Annotated in this window: 24 protein-coding genes, 1 pseudogene and 1 CRISPR repeat array (1 of these 26 cut by a window edge); of the genes and pseudogenes, 9 read left to right on the forward strand and 16 right to left on the reverse strand. The window is 36.1% G+C overall.

Features of this window, described 5'->3' with window-relative positions:
• Window positions 1–108: a CRISPR direct-repeat array (repeat unit 28 nt); it begins 1361 nt to the left of the window's first position.
• Between the two features lie 434 nt (window positions 109–542).
• The gene (locus LDL57_RS03360) at window positions 543–1691 is read right to left on the reverse strand and encodes an acetate and sugar kinases/Hsc70/actin family protein (protein ID WP_180560645.1); all 1149 of its coding nucleotides are present in this window, start codon (window positions 1689–1691) and stop codon (window positions 543–545) included.
• A gap of 111 nt (window positions 1692–1802) precedes the next feature.
• On the opposite strand from LDL57_RS03360, the gene LDL57_RS03365 reads away from it, so the two are divergent.
• Window positions 1803–2039 (forward strand): hypothetical protein, encoded by a 237-nt coding sequence (locus LDL57_RS03365; protein WP_180560646.1) that lies wholly within the window; start codon window positions 1803–1805, stop codon window positions 2037–2039.
• A gap of 131 nt (window positions 2040–2170) precedes the next feature.
• Here the strand turns inward: LDL57_RS03365 and LDL57_RS03370 are convergent.
• Window positions 2171–2266: pseudogene (locus LDL57_RS03370) on the reverse strand (IS6 family transposase); the annotation flags it as partial.
• A 200-nt stretch (window positions 2267–2466) separates the two neighbouring features.
• Window positions 2467–3720, reverse strand: coding sequence for a phosphatidylserine decarboxylase family protein (locus tag LDL57_RS03375; protein ID WP_225507055.1), 1254 nt, complete (start codon window positions 3718–3720; stop codon window positions 2467–2469).
• Window positions 3721–5307: 1587 nt separating this feature from the next.
• Here LDL57_RS03375 and LDL57_RS03380 point away from each other — a divergent pair.
• Window positions 5308–6027 (forward strand): helix-turn-helix transcriptional regulator, encoded by a 720-nt coding sequence (locus LDL57_RS03380; protein ID WP_180560647.1) that lies wholly within the window; start codon window positions 5308–5310, stop codon window positions 6025–6027.
• Window positions 6028–7573: 1546 nt separating this feature from the next.
• On the forward strand, window positions 7574–8296 hold the full coding sequence (locus LDL57_RS03385) for a helix-turn-helix transcriptional regulator (RefSeq protein ID WP_180560648.1): 723 nt from the start codon (window positions 7574–7576) through the stop codon (window positions 8294–8296).
• A gap of 79 nt (window positions 8297–8375) precedes the next feature.
• Here LDL57_RS03385 and LDL57_RS03390 read toward each other — a convergent pair whose 3' ends face one another.
• The 3 genes from LDL57_RS03390 to LDL57_RS03400 form a co-directional block, all read right to left on the reverse strand.
• Window positions 8376–8549, reverse strand: a complete 174-nt coding sequence (locus tag LDL57_RS03390) for a hypothetical protein (protein WP_180560479.1) — start codon at window positions 8547–8549, stop codon at window positions 8376–8378.
• A gap of 480 nt (window positions 8550–9029) precedes the next feature.
• On the reverse strand, window positions 9030–9320 hold the full coding sequence (locus LDL57_RS03395; protein WP_180560649.1) for a hypothetical protein: 291 nt from the start codon (window positions 9318–9320) through the stop codon (window positions 9030–9032).
• Window positions 9321–9758: 438 nt separating this feature from the next.
• Window positions 9759–10244: a VOC family protein gene (locus tag LDL57_RS03400; RefSeq protein ID WP_225507058.1), complete on the reverse strand. Its 486-nt coding sequence runs from the start codon at window positions 10242–10244 to the stop codon at window positions 9759–9761.
• A gap of 348 nt (window positions 10245–10592) precedes the next feature.
• Here LDL57_RS03400 and LDL57_RS03405 point away from each other — a divergent pair, with 348 nt between their 5' ends.
• From LDL57_RS03405 to LDL57_RS03415, 3 genes are all read left to right on the forward strand, one after another.
• A complete protein-coding gene (locus LDL57_RS03405) occupies window positions 10593–10889 on the forward strand; it encodes a magnesium transporter CorA family protein (protein WP_225507059.1) in 297 nt (98 codons plus the stop codon).
• The gene (locus tag LDL57_RS03410) at window positions 10886–11536 is read left to right on the forward strand and encodes a magnesium transporter CorA family protein (RefSeq protein WP_180560651.1); all 651 of its coding nucleotides are present in this window, start codon (window positions 10886–10888) and stop codon (window positions 11534–11536) included. The genes LDL57_RS03405 and LDL57_RS03410 overlap by 4 nt, the downstream gene beginning before the upstream one ends.
• A gap of 628 nt (window positions 11537–12164) precedes the next feature.
• Window positions 12165–12842 (forward strand): hypothetical protein, encoded by a 678-nt coding sequence (locus tag LDL57_RS03415; RefSeq protein WP_225507061.1) that lies wholly within the window; start codon window positions 12165–12167, stop codon window positions 12840–12842.
• Window positions 12843–13248: 406 nt separating this feature from the next.
• On the opposite strand, the gene LDL57_RS03420 is transcribed toward LDL57_RS03415, so the two are convergent.
• Window positions 13249–13656: a hypothetical protein gene (locus LDL57_RS03420; protein WP_180560652.1), complete on the reverse strand. Its 408-nt coding sequence runs from the start codon at window positions 13654–13656 to the stop codon at window positions 13249–13251.
• Window positions 13657–13903: 247 nt separating this feature from the next.
• Here LDL57_RS03420 and aac(6') point away from each other — a divergent pair, with 247 nt between their 5' ends.
• Window positions 13904–14350: an aminoglycoside 6'-N-acetyltransferase gene (aac(6'), locus tag LDL57_RS03425; RefSeq protein WP_180560653.1), complete on the forward strand. Its 447-nt coding sequence runs from the start codon at window positions 13904–13906 to the stop codon at window positions 14348–14350.
• A gap of 137 nt (window positions 14351–14487) precedes the next feature.
• Here the strand turns inward: aac(6') and LDL57_RS17705 are convergent, their stop codons facing one another.
• Window positions 14488–14610 carry a hypothetical protein gene (locus LDL57_RS17705; RefSeq protein ID WP_255498998.1) on the reverse strand — a complete coding sequence of 41 codons (123 nt, stop codon included), beginning with the start codon at window positions 14608–14610 and terminating at the stop codon, window positions 14488–14490.
• A gap of 388 nt (window positions 14611–14998) precedes the next feature.
• Here LDL57_RS17705 and mutS point away from each other — a divergent pair, with 388 nt between their 5' ends.
• Entirely contained in the window at window positions 14999–17560 is a 2562-nt protein-coding gene (gene mutS, locus LDL57_RS03430; protein WP_180560654.1) for a DNA mismatch repair protein MutS, read from the forward strand.
• A 2-nt stretch (window positions 17561–17562) separates the two neighbouring features.
• The gene (miaE, locus tag LDL57_RS03435) at window positions 17563–18324 is read left to right on the forward strand and encodes a tRNA isopentenyl-2-thiomethyl-A-37 hydroxylase MiaE (RefSeq protein ID WP_225507063.1); all 762 of its coding nucleotides are present in this window, start codon (window positions 17563–17565) and stop codon (window positions 18322–18324) included.
• A 61-nt stretch (window positions 18325–18385) separates the two neighbouring features.
• Here the strand turns inward: miaE and rpoS are convergent, their stop codons facing one another.
• From rpoS to ftsB, 8 genes are all read right to left on the reverse strand, one after another.
• Complete coding sequence (rpoS, locus tag LDL57_RS03440; RefSeq protein ID WP_180560656.1) at window positions 18386–19375, reverse strand: RNA polymerase sigma factor RpoS; 990 nt, start codon at window positions 19373–19375, stop codon at window positions 18386–18388.
• A gap of 54 nt (window positions 19376–19429) precedes the next feature.
• Entirely contained in the window at window positions 19430–20485 is a 1056-nt protein-coding gene (gene nlpD, locus LDL57_RS03445; protein WP_225507066.1) for a murein hydrolase activator NlpD, read from the reverse strand.
• A gap of 154 nt (window positions 20486–20639) precedes the next feature.
• Window positions 20640–21266 carry a protein-L-isoaspartate(D-aspartate) O-methyltransferase gene (locus tag LDL57_RS03450; protein ID WP_202881814.1) on the reverse strand — a complete coding sequence of 209 codons (627 nt, stop codon included), beginning with the start codon at window positions 21264–21266 and terminating at the stop codon, window positions 20640–20642.
• The gene (surE, locus tag LDL57_RS03455; RefSeq protein WP_180560658.1) at window positions 21260–22021 is read right to left on the reverse strand and encodes a 5'/3'-nucleotidase SurE; all 762 of its coding nucleotides are present in this window, start codon (window positions 22019–22021) and stop codon (window positions 21260–21262) included. Before surE ends, LDL57_RS03450 begins: the two co-directional genes overlap by 7 nt.
• A gap of 823 nt (window positions 22022–22844) precedes the next feature.
• Window positions 22845–23894, reverse strand: coding sequence for a tRNA pseudouridine(13) synthase TruD (truD, locus tag LDL57_RS03460; RefSeq protein WP_225507068.1), 1050 nt, complete (start codon window positions 23892–23894; stop codon window positions 22845–22847).
• The gene (ispF, locus tag LDL57_RS03465; protein ID WP_180560659.1) at window positions 23860–24372 is read right to left on the reverse strand and encodes a 2-C-methyl-D-erythritol 2,4-cyclodiphosphate synthase; all 513 of its coding nucleotides are present in this window, start codon (window positions 24370–24372) and stop codon (window positions 23860–23862) included. Before ispF ends, truD begins: the two co-directional genes overlap by 35 nt.
• A 23-nt stretch (window positions 24373–24395) precedes the next feature.
• Window positions 24396–25124: a 2-C-methyl-D-erythritol 4-phosphate cytidylyltransferase gene (gene ispD, locus LDL57_RS03470; protein WP_180560660.1), complete on the reverse strand. Its 729-nt coding sequence runs from the start codon at window positions 25122–25124 to the stop codon at window positions 24396–24398.
• Window positions 25125–25216: 92 nt separating this feature from the next.
• On the reverse strand, window positions 25217–25510 hold the full coding sequence (gene ftsB, locus LDL57_RS03475; protein WP_180560661.1) for a cell division protein FtsB: 294 nt from the start codon (window positions 25508–25510) through the stop codon (window positions 25217–25219).
• Window positions 25511–25631: the final 121 nt, after the last annotated feature.

A 25631-nucleotide genomic window follows, 5' to 3' on the forward strand; every position in this document is an offset into this window, starting at 1 on the left:
AAAACCGATAAAAGACGTACGTTCACTGCCACACAGGCAGCTTAGAAAACTAATGCCAACAAAACCGATAAAAGACGTACGTTCACTGCCACACAGGCAGCTTAGAAATTCACGATTACCGTGATTTTTTCATCCAGCTCTTTTTCTTTCAGATCGATAACTGAGTAAGTTGGCAAATCACTATTTCTATTTTGACTAACATTAGTGGTTGGAATGATTGCGATCATTGCAAGGGATTGTTTGATATTGCCGGCAATCACAGCTTCAATCGTCGGTTTTAATGCTGGGTTTGTCTAACAATCTTACGTATGACAACAGTATCAGAGGCACTGCGTTCGAGAGTTAATTTAAATGGCACGCCACTTTCATAAGATTTAAGTTGTTGTCAGTCACCGGAAAGAACAATACGTCTGCCTTGTCCGGTAATATTATTTAATAGGATGGCGTAGATTTTGTTGCCGATCATTCAGCTTTTATTAATGATAAACAGGCTATTTATCGACTAAGATATAGATTTTCATCTTAAAAAATATATTTTGCATTTATTTTTTTGCCGTTTGGGTCGATAGAAATGTATAACCTGCTGTCCAGCGAACATCAGTATTATTGTATTTTTTTACTCCTTGTAATGTAGCATTAGCCAGTTTTAAATAGTCGTAAAGTAGGTTATATACAAATGTTCCATTAGAGCATTTAAATTGCGGCTCATGATAGTCCTTTTGGGGATCTCGCTCTAGCAAAATTTTAATGTCATCATAACTTTTGCAATTATCAATCAAACTTTTTTTCAATTTTTCCTTTTCCGGTTTTTGATTGTCGAAAAAATCTAACGTGTAATTAAGCGCACTTAGTCCAATAAAATTGGTCTTTTTCAATGCAGAAATTTCAGCCGTTTGTTTCAGTTTGCTATAAGCAATATTATCATTGTGGATCACTTTGTCATAAGCTTGATCACATAAATTAAAATTAAAGCCTAAAGATTTTTCATAACCCAAGGGGTAACAGGTTTGCTGTAGATTAATTTTATTCATTGCTGAACGTACTGAATTAGCGCCAAAACCTAGCAGACTCTCACTCCATAAATAGTAAATTTTACCTTTAAGTCTAATAGGATGTGTACCAGCTAGGCTCGAGTCTTTAGTGTCAAAAGTGATCTGAGTAGATGCACCTCCCATTTCAATAATACCTAGTGTGTTATCCGTTCCCAGTTTCTCCGCAAGCTGATTAATATGCACCCAAGCGAAGACCCCCTCTTCACCGCCAGTAATCGTACGAATCTGACCCGGCTTATAGCCTGCCTGTATAATACTTTGCCGCACATTGCCATAAATTGCACTTTGTTGCGCATCAGTAAGTTTTCGCATTCCAGCGGTACCCAATACATTGATTTCTATATTATTATCGCTGTTAGAAATTTTACTTCTGAGCTCTTTAATTAACGGTAGGATCACTTCATTACCGGTACTATCGACATTGGAAATAAAACTTGATAGCGCCTTGCTATCTTTAGATACAGCAATTTGCGTAACTTTATCTACTGATGACTGGTATAAATAGGCTCGGGTTTTACTACTTCCCGCATCAAATACTATAGAGTACTCGCCTAGAGATTCAGATGCGTTAGTTAACTTGATAAATGCGAAAAACAAAAGAAAAAAACTATAACTTCCTGAGCTGCAGATTTTTTTCATTTTATATCCACTCCACTAGTTGATAGTTTAAAAGGCATATTGCACATAAGATCCTGAGTACAACACTGATATCTACTCCAGTTGGCAATAATCATATTTGATAATATTGTTATGACGTTTTATCTGTCTTTGTTCAACGCCAGGCAGGTATCTTCCATTATTTTACATGGTAAAAATTTATCGAGAAAGCAATATACAAAAGTACTAATATTAGTATTGATGGCATCACGAATATCAACGACACTGTTGCAAAAATCTAACAATAGTAGACTGTCTGTTATTTTGGCACTGTGGCAAAAATCTAACAATGGTAGAATGGCTGTTATTTTGGCACTGTTACAAACATGAGTATGGCGGAGCTTTTGCACAATAACAGAGGATAAGATTTCAAAAACGCTGTTCACCAGCCTTACCTCATCCAGGGGATGGCCATAGTGGCTCTGTCTGACCTTTACGCTGCGCCCGAATCACTTCAATTTCTTTATCGTAGCATAAGCGGTTTTCATCGATTTGAACCCTAGAGTAGCATTGATTATCCGTTTCAACATACCATGATCACATTCGAGGGCATTGTTTTGCTATTTTATCTGGCAGGCATGGCAGATTATGTAACTTATAAAAGTAGGCCCGAGTGTAATTTAATAAATTTCAAGAGGAAGTGATTTTTTTAAGACTCACTTTCTCTTGCGCTGTTAGAATAAACCGATAAGTTTTTCAGCTTTCTGAGGCAACTCCTAATAAGCCAACATATAATTGACTTATTAAGTTAAGTTTTTTATTTAACCGTTGCAATACGGGAATTAATAGGAATGTTATGGCTATCTAAACCAGGTGTTTGACCATGTAAATCAAATTCTAGTGAAACTTCTGGACGAAAGATTAAGCAATGAGTAGAGCCACCAAAATGGAACATCCCAATTTCTTGACCTTTTGTTATATGTTGACCTTCATAAACTATAATTTCACAGGTTGATACTTCAGCCATACCTACCGCCATAAAACACATAAGACCAATTTTTGGTTCATCAGCTTCAATAAATATCAGCGCTCTGGTCGCAACTTCATTGATATACCCTTGCGATTTATTAGGCGCTTCTGGATCGAATCCCATACTAATTGCTTGAGAGTAATAACTACCATTAATTAACTTAGTTTTTATAACCTTGCCTGAAACAGGCGCATGCCATCGATGATAACTAAGAGCGCTAAGAAATGCTTGATAAATAGTTCCGCCAACAAATTTATCTACTAATGGATCGTTATCCAACATATATTGCAGTGCATAATTTTGGGCTTTAATCCAAAAATTATCTCTTAATTTTACGTTGCGAGCTAATCTGTAAGGGGATGATTCACAAGCATTGATTATCACACTGTTATTATCTGGCTCAGCGACTGGGCGAACGCCTTGCCGAAACTCTCGTGTAAAAAAATCATCCCATGATTTAAAACCATAGTGCGCAGCTGCAGGATCACATTTAAAATCACTAACAAAAGTCGGCATTGCTTTTTTAGCATCTTCACCCAACCACCCATGTTTCGGATCCTCATTCAATACATAGGTGCTTTCAGGTGATTTTAAAAACATAGCCCATTCATTCAGCATGGCTTTTAAATGATGATTAATTTCATCATCTAAAAAGGCACTCCATCCTGAATTTGTCGCCATTGACCAATCTAAAATAGCATTAAAAGGGAAACCGACCAGTCCTGTTTCATCAAAATCTGGAGCATGCGTCATTATCACGTTGAATAATTCTAACATATGTTGATAGTCACGAACTTGAGGTAAGCCAGCAGGTTGATCTTTTTTATCTGCCTTATCAAACATTTGATTAAAAAACATATAGGCTTTAGGATTTGACTCAATGAAATCTTTTAAATTCTGAATAGACGGTAATAATGGAGCATGACTAATTTCTGCTTTATCTATAATCTTACGCATCCAATTTGCTAATGTAGTCTGATCTGATGGCATCCAGTTACCGATTAAATAGGTTTTATTACTTGGTTTATCTATTATTGCCATGGTGATATCTCTTTTATTAGTTTAAGTTTACAAATAAATTTAAACTAACAACGGATAAGTTTAAAATTAAAATGTTTTAATTATCATTAAAATATATTGTCAAACAAACCGTTTAATGTTTGCTATGTGCAACAAAATCAGGGTATTTTGCAAAAAAAATTTAATAACAAGTAGGTGGTCGTTGCTGAAATGCCACTTTAAAGGACATAGAAAGATAATCTCTTAAAATTAGCGCCTATTTAATATAATGGTTCCCTTAACTACCCACGTTTTTTGCTGAAACTAGGTAAAAATAGGGCAAATCGGGACAGTATATTATTTTAACAATCCTAAAGGTAAATGCTGCTTCAAAGCTCCTGAAATTGACTGCCTGCTATGTGCCAAAAGCAGCAGCGACGTTCAATGTTACCGAGTATTAATCTGCAAGTAGTAGTAGACTGAACATACAAAAGTAGAGCCTTAGAGCCTCTGCCGGATCGATAAAGCCATTTCATTCTGGAGGAACTGTAGGATGACAATCAGGAGCAATAGTTTTTACCTGAAACAAACAATTGATATGACCGTGGATGTGGATAGCTAAACGCTGCATAGCACATTAAAGTTTAGCGGTTTTGAGATCTCGGTGTTTACTCTTAAAAATTATGCATCACCCGCCGAGCCTGCTTTTTTTGTATTTACCTGTAATAACAGAGAACTTATCTGTACTCCGTAACGGTAAAGCTTACACCATCTAGGAAATAAGGCTGAATGAGTTAGTTGTCTCAGCTGATTACATCACTATGGAAAAGTAGCACACGCATTTTGATAAATTTGAACTTCATCTGACGGGAATTTCATTCTGGATTTAGGGACACAGAGGTTTTACCCTTAACAGTGATTGTATTGAGCGGAACATCAGCACTGAAAAAATCAGTAAGCCGTTCAGCTTTGATTCTGCCCTATAGATTCTCTCTCACAATATCCCTATCGATACTCATAGTGAAACAGCTGTCGAGAGTCATTGCAATATTGAGCACACGCTGTTCACAGTGGCACAGTTAGCTTAGAAATTCTGGTCAGGCCAATTATTTAATTGTAGGGCAATTCACTGCCAAATAGGCAGCTTAAAAAAGGTAAAGACGATACATTTGTGTTAACTTTTGCTTTACTACACCTAGGCAGCTTAAGAAGTGTGTGCAAAGTCCGACAATTCCGTCCCCTCGTTCACTGCTTCATAAGTAGCTTAGAAGATATAAAACTGTATCATAATCTGACCGAAATAGTTCACAGCCGCATAGGCAATTTAGAAGTTTTGCGATAACATCAAGGTATAAATTAACTGGTTCACTACCCCATAGGCAGCTTAGAAGTTGGAAAATGATTAACAAAAACAGAATATCGATGACATAGTCAAAAAAATAGCCAATGACAATCGCTTTGCTAAACAACTGCAACAAATAGAACGGGATATGCTAGGTGGCATTATGGCAGAAAAATCCTGTGTGATTAGCAATCAAATACTCTGTCAGTCGAAGTCAACGATATCAAAAATCATTAAGGCATTTTAGCAAAAACTTATCACCATCACTTGCAACAGGAAAAAATTTAATGCCGAAAATTTTTTTTTCGAATACAGAAAAAAATAATTATATCAAGCAGCATCTGGATAAACAATTAGCTAAACATGACAAGGTAAACTATGTCTACGCTGTGATGAATAAAAAAAACACCGATGACATGATGAACATTAGTGATTTAGCTGATGAGCTTGTCAGTAATTATCTTGAAAAGAAAACTCAATACATTGATCCTGTTATTATTAAAGCATTAAATCAGTTTTCGTCTTTTTCTTGGGATGAGAATATTAAAATTAACTCCATATGGCCGGTTAAAAAAGTCTTTGAACCAATAAAAACGCTTAATATTAGCGGTTATGCTTTTGTTTTACATGATCACCTTAATAACTTAGCCCTGTTATCGCTATACATAGATAAATTTTTAATAAAAGATATTAATTTTTTTATTAATAGTAATAAAGATGCGCTTCAGGGACTGTTAATTTATACTCATGAAATGTTGCTTGCACTCTATCAGAATGAAAATAAACCCGAGAAGATTATATTTTCACCCCGTGAATCAGAAGTACTTTACTGGTGCAGTATTGGAAAAACCTATTCAGAAATAGGCACCATACTTAATATAAGTACTTATACTGTAAAATGCCATATTGGAAATGTTGTAAAAAAGCTTGGCGTTATTAACGCAAAACATGCCATCAGCTTAAGTGTAAAACTTAATCTTATTTCTCCCCCAACAGGTAAAAAATAAGCTTTGTTCTGAGGATAGCGCACAACCGGATATAATTTAGGGAAACCATCAATACTAATTGGGGAGGCAGCATCAGTATACCCCCATCGTCTAATTAGGGTTCGTGTGCTAAACTTGGTACATTCGGCGTAACAGGGTAAGTTGGCTTTATCAAGAATAGTATTAAATTCGCTAAACAGATCATCAACTAAACCTCTACCTCGGCAAGAACGTTTTACTGCAAGAAGAGATATATAGTAATGATGAAAAGTTTGTGGATGATGTTGCTCAAGCCCATCTATAAACGCGATGGCTTTCGAATAGTCTGAGCCACATACTTTGCGTAGCTGACTATCAATTTTAGTCAGTTCTTCTTTGGGCATTGCCATCGATTCAGGTCGGAAATAGACCAAAGCGCCAGCATTATTTTTTGTAAGCAGTATACCGCCATATTTACTTGCAAGGTTAACATAAATACGAAAAAAATTTCGTAATACATCAATAAGACTATCACGGTCACGACCTGGAAATATCAGCTTGTGTACCGGTTCCTCAGAAAATGCTGATGCTAGAATATTACTTACGTTTGCCAAATCAGAATATTTTGCGTGTCTACATTTCATTGTTGTTCCTCATCATTAAATATAATAAAAAAGCAGTTTTAGCTTATTATTATTTAAATAATAATAATATTAAAAAAGCAGAAAATTATATTAAAGGAATAGAAACATCAACATGTAACTTAATTTGTTACGATATTGAAATTGAATTAAATATATTAAACTTAAGCTAACATCAAATATCCACATAAATGATTTAGATGTGAAAAAAGCATTTTTCCATTAAGTTATTTTTGGCATTGATTATATTTCATTGGATAATATTTATTTTTATAAACAATTTAAAAAATCGTCAAAATGATGGCGTATAATTTACATAATTAACATTAATGATCTAAAAAAAATATTTTAATTTCTTCTTTTGTTGTTTCTCTTATTTCTTTCAGCTTTTTTTTATATTCTAATTTTTCTTTTGCTGCTAAATAAGGGCAAAAGATCGCATTGCTATTTTACTACCACATAGACAGCTTAGAAGAATTAACGCAAACGCAGCCGATAAATCATGTTGTTCTCTGTCACACAGGCAGCTTAGAAATTCAATCCTATTATTGACGATCTAAGTACCGAGCTGCAAATAACAAAATTTTAGCTAGCAAACTGCGGTAACACCGCCAAAAATAGTCAAACCAATTATCCTATCGGCGATATTTGACCGGCAGGGATCCTTTCACTTGAACAGACTAATAATTATCAGGTTCGTTATCTGTCAATGATGGAACTTAATCCTGATACCGTTAAAGAGAGCAAGGAATTATTTCTTTCAGATGAAAATAATTTACCAAAAAATAAGACCGATATTAATAAGGAGACTAAATAATTAGACTATGGTGAAGTAAACATTTTGCATCAAGCATCCACAGAAAAAAGAAAAAAATTATAAGGGATTAAAAACATATTAGAATTATTATAAAATATGGTTAATAACAATTCACTTCAGAGCAAAATAAATGGCTAAAGGTTTCTTTAATAATAATTTAATAAATGGTAAGATAAAAAACTTTTTAGATGAGCAAATTATAAAGTATGGTGATATAAAATATGCCTACCTGGTGATGAATAAAATTAATCCAATGGATGTGATAATAATAAATAACCATATTGAATGGTTTGATCTATATATTAAAGGAAGCTATCAATTTATTGATCCTGTGATTATGAATGCCATAGAAAGAGTGGACGATTTTCACTGGGATGAAAAAATAATGGATTATTCAGAGATCAAATTACCTATAATATTCAAACACTCAAAAAAATATAATATTAATAAAGGTCATACTTTTATTCTCCATGATTATCTAAACAATCTGGCGGTATTATCTATTTTTGAATCAGAATCAGATGATAATAATAGTAAAAATATCATCAACAATCATAAAGAAAAATTTCAACAATTACTGATCAAAACTCATCAGAAACTTTTATCTCTTTATGATGAAATAGAAAAAGGTGGGAATCAGTATAAACCTTTAGGGCTATCCCCTAGAGAAAATGAAATTTTGTATTGGGTTAGTATTGGCAGAACGTATCAAGACATTGCAAAAATTCTGGGGATCAAACAAGGTACCATAAAATTTCATATGGGTAATATTGTCAAAAAACTTGGGGTATCCAGCACCAAGCATGCTATAAAATTAGCAACTGAATTCAAAATGATTCAATTACCATCATGATAAAACTTTAAAGTTAAGTAATCATTAATGAGCCTAAAAGATAATCAACATTTATATTGTCGTATTTATCAAATTATTGCTAATTCAGTGGTGGAGCGACAGAATGCGCACAAGCACTATTAGGCGCATTAAGCTCATCGATACAGGTCTGTGTATCCAATGGTTTTGCGGGAGAATTATCCCGTTTTGGATGATTATCTGCCATACAACCTGACAGAACACATAAAAAAATACAAACAATCAGCTTATTCATAGTTATCTCCTTTTGAAAGATTTATTTGATATGGGAATTAAGGCCTGCCCATATTTCATTGCCTCAGAAATGGTTAAAAGGCTTATCACCACGTTCAGGTAATGTGCCATGCTAACCCATGACGGGGAGCAAAACGGTTATCTATATGACAACGAAAGTCACCATAGCCGTGAAACCAGAGGCCTGCACCAATAAATGCGCCGTCGACAAACCATTCGGCATCATCATAGCCATAGGGCGCACATTAATAAGCTGGATAATCTTAATAACCGTATGGGTAGATGGGTTCAGCACCCACCGCAACAATCACTTCTGCTGATATTTGAGTAGAAAATAATAGCAAAATAAAATAAGCAAAAATGCGATTTTCTTTATCATGGTTAGTTTCTCACCCGCAAAAAGTAAGCAGGCTGATAACTTGATATGTTTATCCGCTCTGTAATTAGATTTAGCTAATTTAGGGCGGATAAAATCTAAACGTTATTTTTTGAAAATTTCAACATCAATATTTTGATAGTTTGTTTCATTACCTGTCTGATCAATAATGCGGTAATAACAATTATCTGTTTTTACCCCGCCGAGATCCTGGCATTTTTTATCAATTGCCTGCAATAATTGCGCATGATTCCCAATAGGTAAACCTGACTCCTTAACGGATAACTCACCGATCTTTGTATAGCCAGAAGACTCTTCAGCTGTGATCTCTTTTGCAGCAAAAGAGGTGGCAGAAAACAGGATGGAAACAGCCAGTACTGATAGTATCAATTTCATTTTATCTCTCTATCCTTATCATGAAAATAATTAGCAATTTATTTAAATTATTTTATTGTAACCATTAAAGGCTTAGCATAGGCTTATGGGAAGTCAATGTGTTTATGAGTAATCAGTGAGCTCCATTTAAGAAAAGAAAAATATTATTCGCTAAACATATATTTCAACCAGAGCCGGGATCTTTAACTTCTGCAAGCTATGTTTTACTCGTTGATTAAGAAAATTAGGTGCAAATTCTGCATCGTCTGAAATCAGAGACGTCATCGTTAGATAACCCGTTAAATGCTTGAGAGTTGTTTAAACAGACATATACAGTGATTAAATTTACTCAATTAACCAGCGCTGAAATAACAAATCGGTTCAAAAGCTAATAAATGAACGATCGTGGAGCGAAAGCATGAAATAAAACGACGAACCACCACAATGTCTCTCTTAATATTATGTTTTACGCACAAATGGCCCTTTAGGCGCAATAATTTCTAAATTAGTACCGTCAGGATCACGGAAATACGCAACGCCTGTACCAAAGCCTGATTTTAATCCATCTTCTGGCATAAAAAAAATGGGCTCCCCATCAGGCTCAATACCTATCGATTTCATTCGCTTAATGGCAGCATCTAGGTCATCAACTTCAAAACAAAGATGCATCGCGCTAATTTGGTTATTGGAATAAGAAGCTCGGGTAGGTTCAGGTACCACATATTCCAGGATATCGATATTCAAATTATCAAGCTGAAAATTAGCAAACTTAATTCGGATGTTATCTAAACCTTGCGTCTGCGCCATTCTCTTGCCACTTATCTCGTCAACGTTTACCGCTTTAGTACCGGTTAAAGTTTCATGGAAAGCAATAGATTTAGCCAAATTACTGACAGTAATGCCAACATGATTAGCTCTAGAAAAGCCTGCTGTTAACTCTTTCATATCAACCCCGTCAATTGGATTTTTATTTAATAGTCTTGCATTATAAATATCTATATTATAGCTATTTCTGCCAAAGAGATTTTCTCACCAACAATCGATAAGATAATTCATTAAATCTGCATACTAGTACTAAGATTATAACTAATTTGTGATATTACTATTATTTTTTATAACCCATCGGGAATAGCTTTTCAGCCATTAGATCTTTTGCAAAGATAATTGGCAACGCTGAGCCAGTGAGTACGGGGCAATAATATCGAGCAGAGTCACCTGCAAAACACGCATGGATAAATTCAATATTGTGAGTAATAATTACATAATAAAATATTAAGATATGAAAGTGATTAATTGTTTATGGCAAATTATCATTTGGATAATAAAGACCCTGATAAGGCTAATACATTACATTATAATGATGGCTATATTATTCATATTGCAAATCCAACCGATCAAGATATTGCATCGCTAGCAAAAAAAACCGCTATCTCGACACAAAATATAAATAAAGCATTAGCAAATAAAGAGAGAGCGAGAATTGATTTAAGGGATAATTTTATTTTTGCTGTTGTTAATTCACCAATAAAAACCGGAGATAATGCATTCTCAATTAGCCCAATTTGTATTTTTTTAACTAAAAAAATATGACTATTATTTCATATGATAAAGTGAATGCCTTAAAATATATCGAGAATATTGACTGTAAGAATATGTCTGGCATAAATCTATTGCTGGCTTTGATGTATGGCATTGCGAGTGAATTTAATATCATCACAAAATTAATCATCAATAAATTTGAAAAGTTAGAAATTGAATTATTAACTAGCACGAAAAATGAAGATGTTATCAGCATAATGGATTTACAACGAAGTTTGGTCTTTTTTTCCATGTCATTACATTCCAATGATCTGGCTGTTATGCGAATTATTAAAATAAAAGACAATGCTTGTTATAAAACTTCTTATTTTGCTGAAATCGATGAGGAGTTATTAGATGATGTATACACTGAAAATAAACAGTCAATTGAAGTGGTCGTAACCTACTCAAAAATAATTACCGATATGATGAACACGGTTGCTTCAATGGTAGCAAATAATCAAAATAAATTTCTTAAGTTTCTGGCAACCATTACCATACTATTAACGATACCGATGATCTTTTCTAGTTTTTGGGGAATGAATGTTAAAGTCCCTTTTGAAGGTGAAGTGATAGGCTTTATTATTGTATTAAGCGTTTCTCTATTAACAACATTGTTAGCAATCATCTATTTATGGCTCAAAAAAATACTTATCTAAGTTTAATCCTCTCTTTATTACACTCAAGAAACGACGCCTGATTAATTACAGTAAAATCATTGATTGATACGCCATCGACCGTTGCTGAAACTTCATACCTGGCCATAAAATTCTTTCCTTACTTCTTTCACCATCGATAACTAACCTATTTGTCTTTGATAAAGAGCACTAACAGTCTCGTTAAGTTATGCTGTAGCAAAAATTATCACCAGATCACCTTTATTTAAGAACAAATAGCATTACATATATTGTCGTATAGTTTTTTTTAAAAAATATTGATTTTTTTTCTATTTTGGCCAATAACGGAATGAAAAAACATTTAACTCGGTTTTCATTTTTTATCTTATTTAATCGATATTTTTATAACAAAATTAGGTTAATTAATTTTTATATATTAGTCGCTAGTTATTTTTAGTTTGAAATAGTATTAAAGCCGCATTAACGATCACGGTAAGCAATAAAAGATATTCATAATAATAAGGTTTAATCCTGATAGTAATAAATAAGTTTTATTGGGAAAATTATTGTAGAAGCGCAAACTTATCGCGGCCAAGAGATAAGTCACTGCTGTTTTGCAATAGCGTTAAGATAAAATACTTATCCTATTACTAATTAAGGACCCCAAATTATGACCATAATCTCAAACACTTATCCCAATCAATCTAGTGATTGGGCTGATATCTCTGGTGCTGAACACAGCATGCCAACCGAGTTTAGAAATCCACCTTCACCAGAAAAGTCCGGTTTTTGTTCCTGGATGCGTAATTTTTTCAATTACTTAACCGGGACTTTTGGTGAGAAATTAACCCCAGCAAAATTAAATTTTGCTTTGGATGATATCTTTAGCAAAAGCAATCAATGGCAACATGAAGCACCTTTTTATAATGGCGGTGTAGAGCAAACAGGTTATCGCAGTAAGCAAATAGACAACACGACTTATATTGTCTCTTCTGCCTGTCATGATTTAACCAACGCTAGCGAAACAAAAAGTCAACTATCCGGTGGCCGTTCTGCTGCCCAGACGCTGCATGAAATCAAAAATGCTTATCCCCACCAGCAAGTAAAAGCCTTAATTCCAATTGCGCAAAGCAATCAATTTGGCTTGAGTACTCGCGGCCATTTTGTGTTACTAGAAGTCGATATGAATGCGGGTAAAATTCAATCAGCCAAAATCCATGATTCTAAAGGCGGCTTACTTGATACTTTTTATAGTGGCGCTGCGCATTTAACTGAACAGTTACATAAAGCTGAAGGACTAGATTTAGCTGAAAATTTTGCTATCACTACCGAATATCATGGCGATTAGTCTTTATTTAATGGTAATGATTGCGGACGCTTTAGCGCTTATTATGCCGACAAAATTATTCATAATGATTTATCGCAGGCAAATGCTGTAGATGCCCGAGCTTTCTTCGAACAAAATTTTAAAAAAACATCCTAAAATTAACCGGTTTTGTCGCATTAATAGCAATTAAATTTGCTCAATAACAAAATAAGCTGCTCGGATAGTTAAAGATAAAAATGTAATAATGATTAATGCGACAAACCAATAAGTTTTAATGATAGAGAAATAGCGTTTATAGCAAATAACGGTTTATAGTTTAGAAAACAGTTTATGCCATTGGTTAATATTATTAATTAAAACAATTCTGCCAAAATAAAATAAGCCCACTACTGGGCTTAAATTATTATTTTATACCTACTAGCTAAAATTATATGTCCGATAAAGTAGCGTTAATCGTTTCCGGATGAAGTGTATACATACCACCATTAAATGGATCGACAATTAACCAACCGATTAATCCACCAAAAAATAGATTACCAGCAACATACCACCCATTAGCACTCGCTTTTAAGGGTAAGGTAACCGGTTTTAATCCTTCCTTGGTCAAAGTAATTTCATAACTCTTTTTACCAAAATAACTACCCTCAGATTTTTCTAATGTAATTCCCTGAGGAGTTCTTCCTTGAGCAATGATTGTGCCCTTTTCATCTTTGACAGAAAATTCAGCGCCAGACGGATTGCTATCAATTTGTACGCGCTGAGTTTTTTCACCCACTATCGTTGCACAACCACTCATCATTCCCATTGTAATTAAAGCTAAAACTAACTTTTTCATTATCATCCCTGTCAAATTTAATGTTAAATAATTTTAACTAAAACAAGATATAAAATAAATATGCAGTTATTTTTTTTATAAATGGAATAAAACCAATTTAGTGAGCAAAATGTCACGATTGAATGATATTGTTATAGAATAAAGTGCAAATAAAGCTGTTCAAAATTTGTCGTAACGAATGATTTAAATTTATTTCTTATATAGTCAAGAAGATAAGGTTGCCACTGTTACGAAAATAGGAAACGCTATGTCAATAATGATCAGAAAGATGCAGAAAACCGACCGCATGCTTTGGGCAGCTATGCGTCTGCAACTGTGGGACAAACATGCCCGCGATGCCCACCTTAGTGATATCGATAACATATTGAGTAACAAGCAGAATGCGGGATATATTGCTCTGTTGGCTAACCATCAGGCGGTCGGTTTTGCCGAAATTTCCCTACGGCAATATGCCAATGGTTGTAGCAAACAACCGGTTCCCTTTTTGGAGGGTATCTGGGTTAAGCCTGCATATCGTCAACAAGGTATTGCTCAAGCATTAATCAGTCAAATAACCACCGATTTAATTGCAAAGGGATTTGATGAACTCTGTTCCGATGCCGAAATTGACAATACACGGTCATATAAAGCCCATCAAAATTGGGGCTTTGATGAAATAGAACGCGTTATCTGTTTTCGCAAAAAACTTATCTAATCTGATTAGTTTAAGCATTTTGTCAGGCCGCCTTTGCCTAATTCATCCGTCATAACTATTAGAAAACCGCCATCGAGAAGGTTTTTTGAGCGTAATTTAAACTATTACCTAGTCTGCTAACATAAGCAGAACTTAATTTAACTAGCTCCTACTGATTTTAAGCCAATTGCATAACAAATTATTTTCACTTTCACTAATTCAAACATGGTTTCACCAGCGAGCACAATCTGACCATTAATGAGCTCATTGATTAGCGTCATTTTTTTCCGTCAGCCTGGAGAATAATTTTTAGGCTGTGTTATCTCTCATGATTGGCTATTCATTCCAGTGGCGCAAGTAACTAAATAAATCGTTACCGCTGTTTTTTCCACTCCACTTCGCGATTTAGTCAATAAATCTGCTAAAGATCCTATACTGGAGCTAATTTTTCCAGCACTATTTTTCAACGCTGTGACTTCTGGTTATTGCTTATCCATAGTATAGTAAAGCAAATTTTTCATCAGTGGGTAGATTTAGCTAGCAAGCTGCCAATGCATTTTTAAAATTCATTCCTCATACAGAAAATTGTTTAGAATTTAATTAAAATAGCATTAAGCAAGCAAGTCTTACCGGCAACAATACAACTCAAAGAGTTAAAAAATAAAAACTATGACTAATCCCCAAAACTTCGCTTCCCATACCCCAATGATGCAGCAGTATTTGCGGCTTAAGGCACAACATGCTGATATTTTGTTATTTTATCGGATGGGTGATTTTTATGAGTTGTTCTTTGATGATGCCAAAAAAGCCGCACAATTACTCGATATTTCATTAACTAAGCGTGGACAATCGGCCGGGCAACCGATTCCAATGGCTGGTGTACCTCATCATGCAGTAGAGAGTTATTTAGCCAAATTAGTCCAATTAGGCGAGTCGGTGGCTATCTGTGAACAAATCGGTGATCCCGCTACCAGCAAAGGCCCGGTGGAACGTAAAGTTGTTCGTATCGTAACACCAGGAACCGTTACTGATGAAGCATTACTACAAGAGCGGCAGGACAATCTATTAGCCGCGATTTGGCAACAAGAGCAGCGTTATGGCTATGCTACTTTAGATATTACTTCCGGCCGTTTTATTATTAGTGAAATGGCTGATATCAACACTATCAGCGCTGAATTACAACGAACCCGCCCGGCAGAACTGCTCTATCCAGAAAATTTTACCAATATTGCGCTATTTGAAAATAATAAAGGATTACGTCGTCGCCCGTTATGGGAGTTCGAATTAGATACCGCCAAACAACAATTGAATCTGCAATTTGGTACACAGGATCTAATGGGTTTTGGCGTTGAAAAAGCAACATTAGCTTTGCGAGCCGCAGGTTGTTTGCTGCAATATGTCAAAGATACGCAGCGTACCGCGTTACCCCATATCCGTAGCATCACCATGGAGCAACAAAAAGAGACCATTATCCTTGATGCAGCTACCCGTCGTAATCTTGAATTAACACAAAATTTATCGGGTGGTAGCGATAATACCGTGGCGGCCATACTGGATCAGTGTGTTACGCCTATGGGTAGCCGTATGCTAAAACGTTGGCTACATAGTCCGTTACGCAAGCTAGATAAATTATTAAATCGCCAACAGGCAATAACAGGGTTGCAAGCTTATCATTTTGAATTACAACCTTTTCTGCGCCAAATCGGTGACTTAGAACGAATAATAGCCCGTTTAGCGCTTCGTTCAGCGCGACCTCGAGATCTAGTTCGTATGCGTCACGCTTTCCAACAATTTGCCGATATTCACGCGATATTAGATAAGATAGGATCTCCCTATGTGAAAAACTTGCAATCCCGTGTTAGCACTTTTACATCGCTGCAAACATTATTAGAAGAGGCCATTGTTGACACTCCACCGGTGTTAGTGCGGGATGGGGGCGTGATTGCCGCAGGATATCATAGCGAACTGGATGAATGGCGCGCACTGGCCGCTGGTGCCAGTGATTATTTAGAAAAACTTGAATTGCGGGAAAAAGAGAAATTAGGCATTGATAGCCTAAAAGTCGGTTTTAATGCGGTGCATGGCTATTATCTGCAAGTCAGTCGCGGACAAAGTCATAGGGTACCTATCCATTATGTCCGTCGGCAAACCCTAAAAAATGCCGAACGCTATATTATCCCTGAGCTGAAAGAATATGAAGACAAGGTGTTAACTTCTAAAAGTAAAGCATTAGCAATTGAGAAACAGCTTTATGAACAACTGTTTGATCTCTTGTTGCCCCATCTGTCAGCGTTACAAATAAGCGCCGAAGCTTTAGCGGAATTAGATGTACTGAATAATTTAGCAGAACGCGCCGAAACTTTAGACTATCGCTGTCCAATATTAAATGAGAAACCTGGTATTGAAATTGTCGCTGGACGCCATCCGGTCGTTGAGCGGGTACTGAGTGAACCATTTATTTCTAATCCACTAGATCTGTCGCCACAACGGCGTTTGTTAATTATTACTGGCCCCAATATGGGCGGTAAAAGTACTTATATGCGTCAAGCCGCACTCATCACCTTGCTCGCTTACATAGGTAGCTTTGTACCGGCCGAAAAAGCGATTATTGGCCCAATTGATCGGATCTTTACACGGGTCGGTGCTTCTGATGATCTTGCTGCCGGCCGGTCAACTTTTATGGTGGAAATGATAGAAACCGCTAATATACTGCACAATGCGACAGAACAAAGTCTAGTGTTGATGGATGAAATAGGTCGCGGTACTTCAACCTATGATGGTCTTTCACTGGCCTGGGCCTGTGCGGAAAATCTAGTTAGCCAGATTAAAGCCATGACGCTATTTGCCACTCATTATTTTGAATTAACCAATTTGGCAGATAAACAGGAAGGTGCGTTTAATATCCATCTGGATGCAATGGAGCATAACGACACTATCGCTTTTATGCATAACGTACAAGATGGTGCCGCCAGTAAAAGCTATGGCTTAGCCGTGGCTTCATTGGCGGGTGTGCCCGCTAAAGTTATTCAACGAGCAAAACAGAAATTAATCGAGCTAGAAACACTCTCAACACTGCCAGCGAATAAATCTATTGATGATTCACAACTATCAACAATAGTGGAAAAAACTATTTCACCAGCCATTGAAACATTAGCCGAGTTAAACCCTGACACATTAACACCTCGTCAGGCACTTGAATTGATTTATCGATTAAAAGAAATGGTGAAATAGTTATGTTATATGATGCAAAATTACTCGATCCAATTCACCATTTTTTAGCCTGTGAAACGCCGCAAGCATGGATAGACAAAGCGAGTCAAGCAGAAAACTTAACGATTATTTTATGCGATCATCTATTGTGTGAACTAAAAGCTGCACAAAGTGCGATGTTGCTGTTGCGAAAATATGCCGTTGATGAACAGAGCGGTGATACATTATTACAATGGTTACAACCTTTCGAAGATTTTGCTTATAAGAAAATCGGTAATATTGATACTTTAAGAGGAAAAAATCAGCTTTCTAAATCGCTCCGAGGCAAGAAAAACACAAGTTATAGCCAATCTTTAATTGATAAAATGGTGTTATTAATTAAAGAGGAACTCCACCATTTTTATCAAGTGTTGGAAATCATGTCGAAAAGAGATATCAGATATCAAAGTATCAGTGCTGGTCGTTATGCTAAGCAGTTATTTAGCCACGTTAGTCATCACGAACCGAACGCATTAATTGATAAACTAATCATTGGCGCTTATATCGAAGCGCGCTCTTGCGAGCGTTTTGCTAAACTTGCCCCCCATCTCGAAACAACCTTAGCTAAATTCTACATTTCACTACTCAAATCAGAATTTCGCCACTATCAAGATTATTTAGTTTTAGCGCAAGCTATTTCTAGTGAAAACATTCAGCAGAGGATCCAATATTTTGCTCACATCGAGGCTGAGTTGATCCAAACACCAGATAACGATTTTAAATTTCATAGTGGCGTGACCACCTGATGACAAACAAAAAGGTGGGTTTTTCTCCCACCTTATTAATATTAACGCTATTGAAAAGATATTAGGTCTTAAATAAAGATTCCATACTAAGACCTTGATTATGTAAAATATCTTTTAATCGGCGCAATCCTTCAACCTGTATCTGACGAACACGCTCTCTAGTAAGGCCAATCTCTCGCCCTACTTCTTCTAACGTTTCCGATTCATAGCCTAATAAACCAAAGCGCCGCGCTAAAACTTCACGCTGTTTTGCATTAAGTTCAAACAGCCATTTAACAATACTCTCTTTCATATTGTTAGCCTGGATAGTTCCTTCTGGCCCTGAATCGTTATCATCAGATAACACATCAAGTAACGCTTTATCTGAATCACCGCCGATTGGCATATCAACAGAAGAAATCCGCTCATTTAGCCGTAACATCCGACTAACATCATCTACCGGTTTGTCTAAGCGTTCTGCAATTTCTTCGGCGCTTGGCTCATGATCGAGTTTCTGAGCCAATTCTCTTGCAATACGCAAATAGACATTTAACTCTTTAACGATATGAATCGGTAAGCGAATAGTTCGCGTCTGATTCATAATTGCTCGTTCAATAGTTTGGCGGATCCACCATGTTGCATAAGTTGAAAAACGAAAACCTTTTTCTGGATCAAATTTTTCAACCGCCCGAATTAATCCAAGATTGCCTTCTTCAATTAAATCCAGTAGGGCAAGACCACGATTACTATAGCGACGAGAAATTTTTACAACCAAACGTAAATTACTCTCAATCATACGCTGACGTGATGCTGCATCTCCACGTAAAGCGCGCCTTGCATAAAATACTTCTTCTTCCGCTGTCAGAAGAGGTGAATATCCAATCTCACCAAGATAAAGCTGAGTTGCATCTAGAACACGTTGATTAATATTTTGAAATAAATCTAAATCATCATCTTGTTCTAGATTTAAGTCCTCTTCTTTTAGCAAGCTTTCATCGAAAGCTTCCGCATCCATGCTAGTTTCGTCTAAATCGTCATATAACTCGTTAACTTTTAGCGAATTTTGGCTCATCAGTCACTCCTACCCTTGATAATGCAGACAGCATTGACAAGCAATCTGTCCAAGTTATCGCTGCGAAATATAACGCAACGGGTTTACTGATTTTCCCTTGTAACGAATTTCAAAATGTAATCTTACCGAACTTGTACCGGTGCTACCCATAGTGGCAATCTTTTGCCCTGCCTGAACCTCCTGTTGATCACGAACTAATATAGTATCATTGTGAGCATAGGCACTCAGATAGTCATCGTTATGTTTTATTATTATAAGATTTCCATATCCACGTAATGCATTTCCAGAATAAACCACTTTTCCTGCTGCAGTTGCAAAAACAGGCTGACCACGCGATCCAGCAATATCAACGCCTTTATTTCCGCCTTGCACATCAGAGAAAGATTCAATGACTTTCCCTTCGGCTGGCCAGCGCCATTTACCTACGGTATTCACTACGCTATTACTATTAAAGCCCGAAGATGCTGTTGTTGCAGGCGGCGTAGAAGGTGTTAATGGCTTGGTTGCTCTCGGTAACATCTTACCTGAATTTTGCTCACTGACAGATGAAGCATACGCATTAGTTGGCCGAGAATCAACATTTGTATTTGGAGTACGATTAGCAACCACTATTTCTGAATCGGTTGAACTATTACCAATATTAAGTACTTGCCCAACATTTAAACTATAAGGTTCTGTAATTTTATTACGTTGCGCTAGATCACGATAATCATTGCCTGTTATCCAAGCAATATAAAACAGGGTATCACCTCGTTTAACTGTGTAAGTGTTACCACTATAGCTTCCTTTTTGGATATTTTCATAATTTCGGTTATAAATTATTCGACCATCTGTATTAGTCTTAGGTGCTGGCATTACTGGCTGATATATCGGCTGATTTATACTACTACTCTGATTGCTAACAGAAATATTTTTAGGAGAAGAGGCTATTGGCGTACTTTTTGCCGATGTATTGACAGCAGGATAAGTATTAATCGGACGGCTACTATCATGGACACTACTAATTGGCGCTGCTGGATGATATGGTGTCGAGCACCCGATTAACATTGTGCCTGTTATTATACAGATAGTTGCCCATCGAATCGCAAATTTTGGGCTGTTAAAATTCATACTTCTTCTCCCATGAAGACAAATCTTGAATAAAAATCGATAATCTAAGTCATGATCGACAATTTATCGCAATAACTAAATAATAAATTATTATGTCTATTAAAGCAGAGATTAATAAAACCTTAAATTATCTATCGCTAAAATATTACCTATTTCATGCCAAACTTCCAGGAATTAAAGGAACAAATCTCACTGGTTCTACTGTTGTAGCATGAAAATCATTACCCTGGCGTTTAATTACTTTTAACATCTGTTTTTTCTCACCGACAGGTAATACCATTCGGCCACCCTCTTTCAATTGTTCAAGCAACACGAGAGGGAGCTCTGCCGGCGCCGCTGTGACAATGATCCCATCAAAAGGCCCCTTAGAAGCCCATCCCAGCCAGCCATCACCATGACGAGTTGAAATATTATGTAGATCAAGTTGTTTTAATCTACGTTTAGCATTCCATTGTAATCCCTTGATACGTTCTACCGAAAAAACCCGCGCGACAAGATGCGCTAAAATGGCGGTTTGATAACCCGAACCGGTACCAATCTCTAATACATGATCCGAGGGAGAAAGCGCAAGTAATTCTGTCATACGAGCAACGATATAAGGTTGCGAAATGGTTTGAGAAAAACCGATAGGTAAAGGAATGTTTTCATAAGCTTTATGTGAAAGTGCTTCATCGACAAAACGCTCACGAGGAACTTTAGCAATAGCTGCCAATAGCGCTTCATCTTTAATCCCTTGATGGCGTAGTTGTGTCAATAAATCTCTCATTGACCGTTTTAGCATTCCTCACTTGCCTCTGCTTTTAGTAACCAATCTTTAACTACTTGCTGAACCTTATAAGCGGTTAAATCCACTTGTAACGGTGTGATAGAAACATATCCTGCTGCTACTGCGGCAAAATCGGTATCTGGACCGGCATCACATATTTCTCCAACAGGCCCTAACCAATACACCATATCTCCCCTTGGATCTTCAGATGAATAAACTTGTTGAGCAGCATGACGACTACCACACCGTGTTACTTTGTAACCTTTAATTTCCGACAAAGGAATGTCAGGTACATTAATATTAAGAATATTACCAGCCTTTAATGGCGTTTTTTGTAATAATTTTAATAAATGACAAGTTACCTCTGCTGCTGTTTGGAAATGGGTTTCACCATTTAATGAAACCGCAAGTGCCGGTAATCCCAGATGGCGACCTTCTGTCGCTGCTGCAACAGTGCCAGAATAAATAACATCATCCCCCAGGTTGGGACCATGATTAATACCTGAAACGACAATTTCAGGAGAGGGTCGAATAAGCTGATTAACGCCTAAATAAACACAATCCGTTGGTGTTCCTTGTACTGAGATGTCTCCATTGGCTAACTTGGCTATTCGTAATGGTTTATGAAGTGTCAATGCATTTGATGCTCCACTTCGATTTCTATCAGGTGCCACAACCTGAACGAAATAATTTTTACGTAGCGCAGTAGCAAGCGTTTGAATGCCAGTTGCTGTTACACCATCATCATTACTTAGCAATATCCTTAGCATTATTGTATCCTGTTGATTTATATTGAACGATATATTAAGAACTAGGCTATTTTATCCAACTATTCTCATCTATGATAAAAAAGATTATGGGTTGAAAATAGCGTCAATAATAGATTACAGCAAGAATATCATTAAGTAACAATAAAAACACATCAAATTATGATAGAAAAATGAAGGTCTAATATTAACGTAAGTGAATGTAATAAAATAACAATATAATTTTGTTTCTTTTAACAACTACCTGAAAAATAATAAAATATCTAATTACAATTATTGTTTTTAAATAACATCAATAAGATAAGCCAAAATAATATTCAGTGAAAGTACTCTCTTAAGCAAATATCTAACTAGCAATGTATCAATCAATAAAAATTTATAATAAATACAAAAAAAGTATAAAGGATGGTTGACTCAATATTATCAACACAAGCAGCCAATAACGAACAAAATAAGTAAGTTAATTTTTATAAAAACAACAATAACACCGCTCAATGTATTAACCGCCAATCTTTTATTAAACTTGTTAGCAATTAAATTTTATTTTTTCTCCTAATCTTAATGTCTATTGCGTATCTTTGATCACCCATTTTAAGTCTCTTCTGTTTGGGCTTTAGTTAATAACAATATTTACTAATTAAGTGTTGTAAGCAATCGTTAGCATCTAATATGATAATATCAAAATAAATTTTTAACTTAATACTGCTTATTGCTAAAAGGCGTAATAACTTTAAAAAACAAACTGATAATATAAATACTAAATTTCAAATCTTATTATATAAATATAATAAGATTTATCATCAATAACATTATTTTTAATCGAATACTATTCGTCAATATCAACAATATTTTCAGTAGATTGATTAATTAATTCTCTTATTACACTAGTGGCAAAACTACCCTTGGGTAATGAAAAAGACAGTTTTAGGGTTTGCTTTTCTAACCATTTCCACTGCATATTTTGAGGAACAACAATGATTGCTCGTCGAACTAAATTTGTTCGTTCAGTTTGCAGCAGTGGTAATAAAACAGAAAAATGGGTTAAACATTGTTGTTCAAACAGTTTAGCGGCTGATTGGGTACCTAATTCTTTTTCACCATATAGCGGCGCAGTGATTTGGATTTCGCCAGCCTGCAATCTCGCTTGTAATTGTGGTAATTCTTCACTGTTAGCAACAAACCAACTGCCACTACCGGTTAATTGCATAACATCACCGTCCATTATCTGACCTATTTTATTATTAAGCAGACGTTCGCTGACGATAAAATTAAATATAACACTTCGAACCGCAGAGAGATAAAAACTACGTTTATTACGCTGCTTAACTACAATTTCACCTTTTGCCCAACGCTCAGCTTGCACGAGATTATTACCCGCTCGACCAAAACGCTGCTCGCCAAAATAGTTAGCTACACCCAATTTTCTGATTTGTTGCAAACGTGTTTCCACCGCTTGCTGATCACTAATTTGTCGTATAGTTAACTCAAAATCATTGCCTTTTAATGAACCGATACGTAATTTACGTTTTTGTCGTTTTGCTAGCAAAATTTCACATCCTGCTAAAAAAAACTGACTAAAATCGGGATCTTCCTTGCCTGGCAAATGGAGACAAAACCACTGTTCAGTCACAGCTTGCCGATCTTTCAATCCCGCATAACTAACACTCCGTGGAGAAATTCCAGCAAATCGAGCCAACTGTTCAGCTACAAATTGAGTATTACAACCTTTTTTTCTAACATAAACCATCAGGTGCTCTCCCTCACCTTCAGGCAAAAATCCCAGATTTTCACGCACAATAAAATCTTCAGCGGTTAATTTTATTGCTCCACTTGCTACTGGTTTACCATGCAGCCACTGAAGTGCTGTCACCGTCATTACTATTATCCTTTACTAATAAAGCCACCGCAGCACAAGCAATGCCTTCTTTTCTACCTATAAATCCCAATTTTTCCGTCGTGGTGGCTTTAACATTGACATCATCAATATGGCAACCAAGATCATCTGCTATATTTTTGCGCATATCAGCAATATATGGCAGCATTTTCGGCGCTTGAGCAATAATTGTGATATCAAGATTACTAATACAATATCCTTTTTTCAGCACCTGCAAATACGCCTCACGTAACAAACTACGGCTTTCTACATTTTTAAATGCTGGATCGGTATCAGGAAAGAGTTTACCGATATCACCTAATGCTGCTGCACCAAGAATAGCATCTGTCAGTGCATGTAAGGCGACATCGCCATCAGAATGCGCTATTAATCCTTGTTCATAGGGAATTTTCACGCCACAAATTGTAATTGGGCCATCTCCACCAAATTTATGTACATCAAATCCATGTCCAATCCGCATGAACAATACTCCTAACAATAGTCTTATAAAGCGCGAGAAAGGTAGAACTCTGCTAACATCAAATCTTCTGGTTCAGTAACCTTTAAATTATCAATTCTACCTTCCAGTAATTGAGGATAGTAACCGCAATATTCAAGCGCCGAAGCCTCATCGGTAATTACCGCTTTTTGCGCTAATGCTTGAGTCAAACAGTTTTTAATTAACGCTAAAGGAAAAAATTGTGGCGTCAGTGCATGCCAAAGTTCTCTTCGTTCAACAGTATGACTAATATCTTTTTTTCCTTGAACTGAACGTTTCATTGTATCTCTTACTGGCGCTGCCAAAATACCACCATACGAAGATTGCTGGCTATCAATAAAACGAATAATACTATCTAAATCAGCTTGATGTAAGCAAGGCCGAGCTGCATCATGAACTAAAACCCAGCAAGGATCTAGCTGTAAATTGTCTGATAAATAATTCAGTCCAGCTAACACTGAATCAGCCCTTTGACAACCCCCAGTGACGGTTTTAATTTTTGGATTTTTTGCAATAGCCAATTGATGAAAAAAGATATCATCTTTATTCAACGAAACAATTATTTGGCAAATTCTCGGCTGCTTAAGTAAGGCAGATATACTATGCTCAATAATTGTTTTTCCCGCTACTTGCAGATATTGCTTGGGAAAATCAGCTTTCATGCGACTGCCAATACCAGCGGCAGGTATTAAAGCAGCAACCTGCATTTTATGATTAGATATAAATTTATTCATTGCTTTAGACTGTTTTTTATGAATTACTACTTTTTCGTCATAATATTTTTAAATAATTTTGTGGCCCGACAAGATATTATTAATTAAAAATTTTATTTATGGTTGGGAAAAGAATTCTCATTCACTATACGGTAAAAAGACTCTCCAGGTCTAATCATTCCAAGTTCAGTACGCGCTCGCTCCTCAATAGCTTCACGTCCCTCATTCAAATCATCTATTTCAGCAAATAAACGTTCATTGCGTACTTTAAATGTCATGTTCAACGTCTCTAGCGCTGCAACTTCATTCTTTACACGCAAATAGTCATGGACACCATTTTTACCCAACCACAGTGAATACTGTAACCAGCAAAGCACCGCCAACAATATCAACGCTAATTTCCGCATCGAAGCCCCCTGCAAGACTCACTCATCATCCCATAACTTACTCCATGACGCTACCAATCACAGATAAGTTATTAATAAAAAATTGATAAATAAATATGAAATAGAGTCAAACGGGTGTTTT

Source organism: Arsenophonus apicola, assembly GCF_020268605.1.
Taxonomy (GTDB): domain Bacteria; phylum Pseudomonadota; class Gammaproteobacteria; order Enterobacterales; family Enterobacteriaceae; genus Arsenophonus; species Arsenophonus apicola.

Excerpts from the sequence above, each read along its gene's own strand:
- mutS (WP_180560654.1), top strand. The coding sequence starts at position 14,999 with ATGACTAATCCCCAAAACTTCGCTTCCCATACCCCAATGATGCAGCAG.
- LDL57_RS03395 (WP_180560649.1), bottom strand. The coding sequence starts at position 9,320 with ATGAAATTGATACTATCAGTACTGGCTGTTTCCATCCTGTTTTCTGCC.
- ispD (WP_180560660.1), bottom strand. The coding sequence starts at position 25,124 with ATGAATAAATTTATATCTAATCATAAAATGCAGGTTGCTGCTTTAATA.
- LDL57_RS03380 (WP_180560647.1), top strand. The coding sequence starts at position 5,308 with ATGCCGAAAATTTTTTTTTCGAATACAGAAAAAAATAATTATATCAAG.
- LDL57_RS03420 (WP_180560652.1), bottom strand. The coding sequence starts at position 13,656 with ATGAAAAAGTTAGTTTTAGCTTTAATTACAATGGGAATGATGAGTGGT.
- LDL57_RS03360 (WP_180560645.1), bottom strand. The coding sequence starts at position 1,691 with ATGAAAAAAATCTGCAGCTCAGGAAGTTATAGTTTTTTTCTTTTGTTT.
- LDL57_RS03385 (WP_180560648.1), top strand. The coding sequence starts at position 7,574 with ATGGCTAAAGGTTTCTTTAATAATAATTTAATAAATGGTAAGATAAAA.
- nlpD (WP_225507066.1), bottom strand. The coding sequence starts at position 20,485 with ATGAATTTTAACAGCCCAAAATTTGCGATTCGATGGGCAACTATCTGT.
- LDL57_RS03450 (WP_202881814.1), bottom strand. The coding sequence starts at position 21,266 with ATGCTAAAACGGTCAATGAGAGATTTATTGACACAACTACGCCATCAA.
- LDL57_RS17705 (WP_255498998.1), bottom strand. The coding sequence starts at position 14,610 with ATGACGCTAATCAATGAGCTCATTAATGGTCAGATTGTGCTCGCTGGT.
- rpoS (WP_180560656.1), bottom strand. The coding sequence starts at position 19,375 with ATGAGCCAAAATTCGCTAAAAGTTAACGAGTTATATGACGATTTAGAC.
- LDL57_RS03400 (WP_225507058.1), bottom strand. The coding sequence starts at position 10,244 with ATGAAAGAGTTAACAGCAGGCTTTTCTAGAGCTAATCATGTTGGCATT.
- ispF (WP_180560659.1), bottom strand. The coding sequence starts at position 24,372 with ATGCGGATTGGACATGGATTTGATGTACATAAATTTGGTGGAGATGGC.
- LDL57_RS03365 (WP_180560646.1), top strand. The coding sequence starts at position 1,803 with ATGACGTTTTATCTGTCTTTGTTCAACGCCAGGCAGGTATCTTCCATT.
- LDL57_RS03390 (WP_180560479.1), bottom strand. The coding sequence starts at position 8,549 with ATGAATAAGCTGATTGTTTGTATTTTTTTATGTGTTCTGTCAGGTTGT.
- LDL57_RS03375 (WP_225507055.1), bottom strand. The coding sequence starts at position 3,720 with ATGGCAATAATAGATAAACCAAGTAATAAAACCTATTTAATCGGTAAC.
- LDL57_RS03410 (WP_180560651.1), top strand. The coding sequence starts at position 10,886 with ATGACTATTATTTCATATGATAAAGTGAATGCCTTAAAATATATCGAG.
- truD (WP_225507068.1), bottom strand. The coding sequence starts at position 23,894 with ATGACGGTGACAGCACTTCAGTGGCTGCATGGTAAACCAGTAGCAAGT.
- miaE (WP_225507063.1), top strand. The coding sequence starts at position 17,563 with ATGTTATATGATGCAAAATTACTCGATCCAATTCACCATTTTTTAGCC.
- ftsB (WP_180560661.1), bottom strand. The coding sequence starts at position 25,510 with ATGCGGAAATTAGCGTTGATATTGTTGGCGGTGCTTTGCTGGTTACAG.
- surE (WP_180560658.1), bottom strand. The coding sequence starts at position 22,021 with ATGCTAAGGATATTGCTAAGTAATGATGATGGTGTAACAGCAACTGGC.
- LDL57_RS03415 (WP_225507061.1), top strand. The coding sequence starts at position 12,165 with ATGACCATAATCTCAAACACTTATCCCAATCAATCTAGTGATTGGGCT.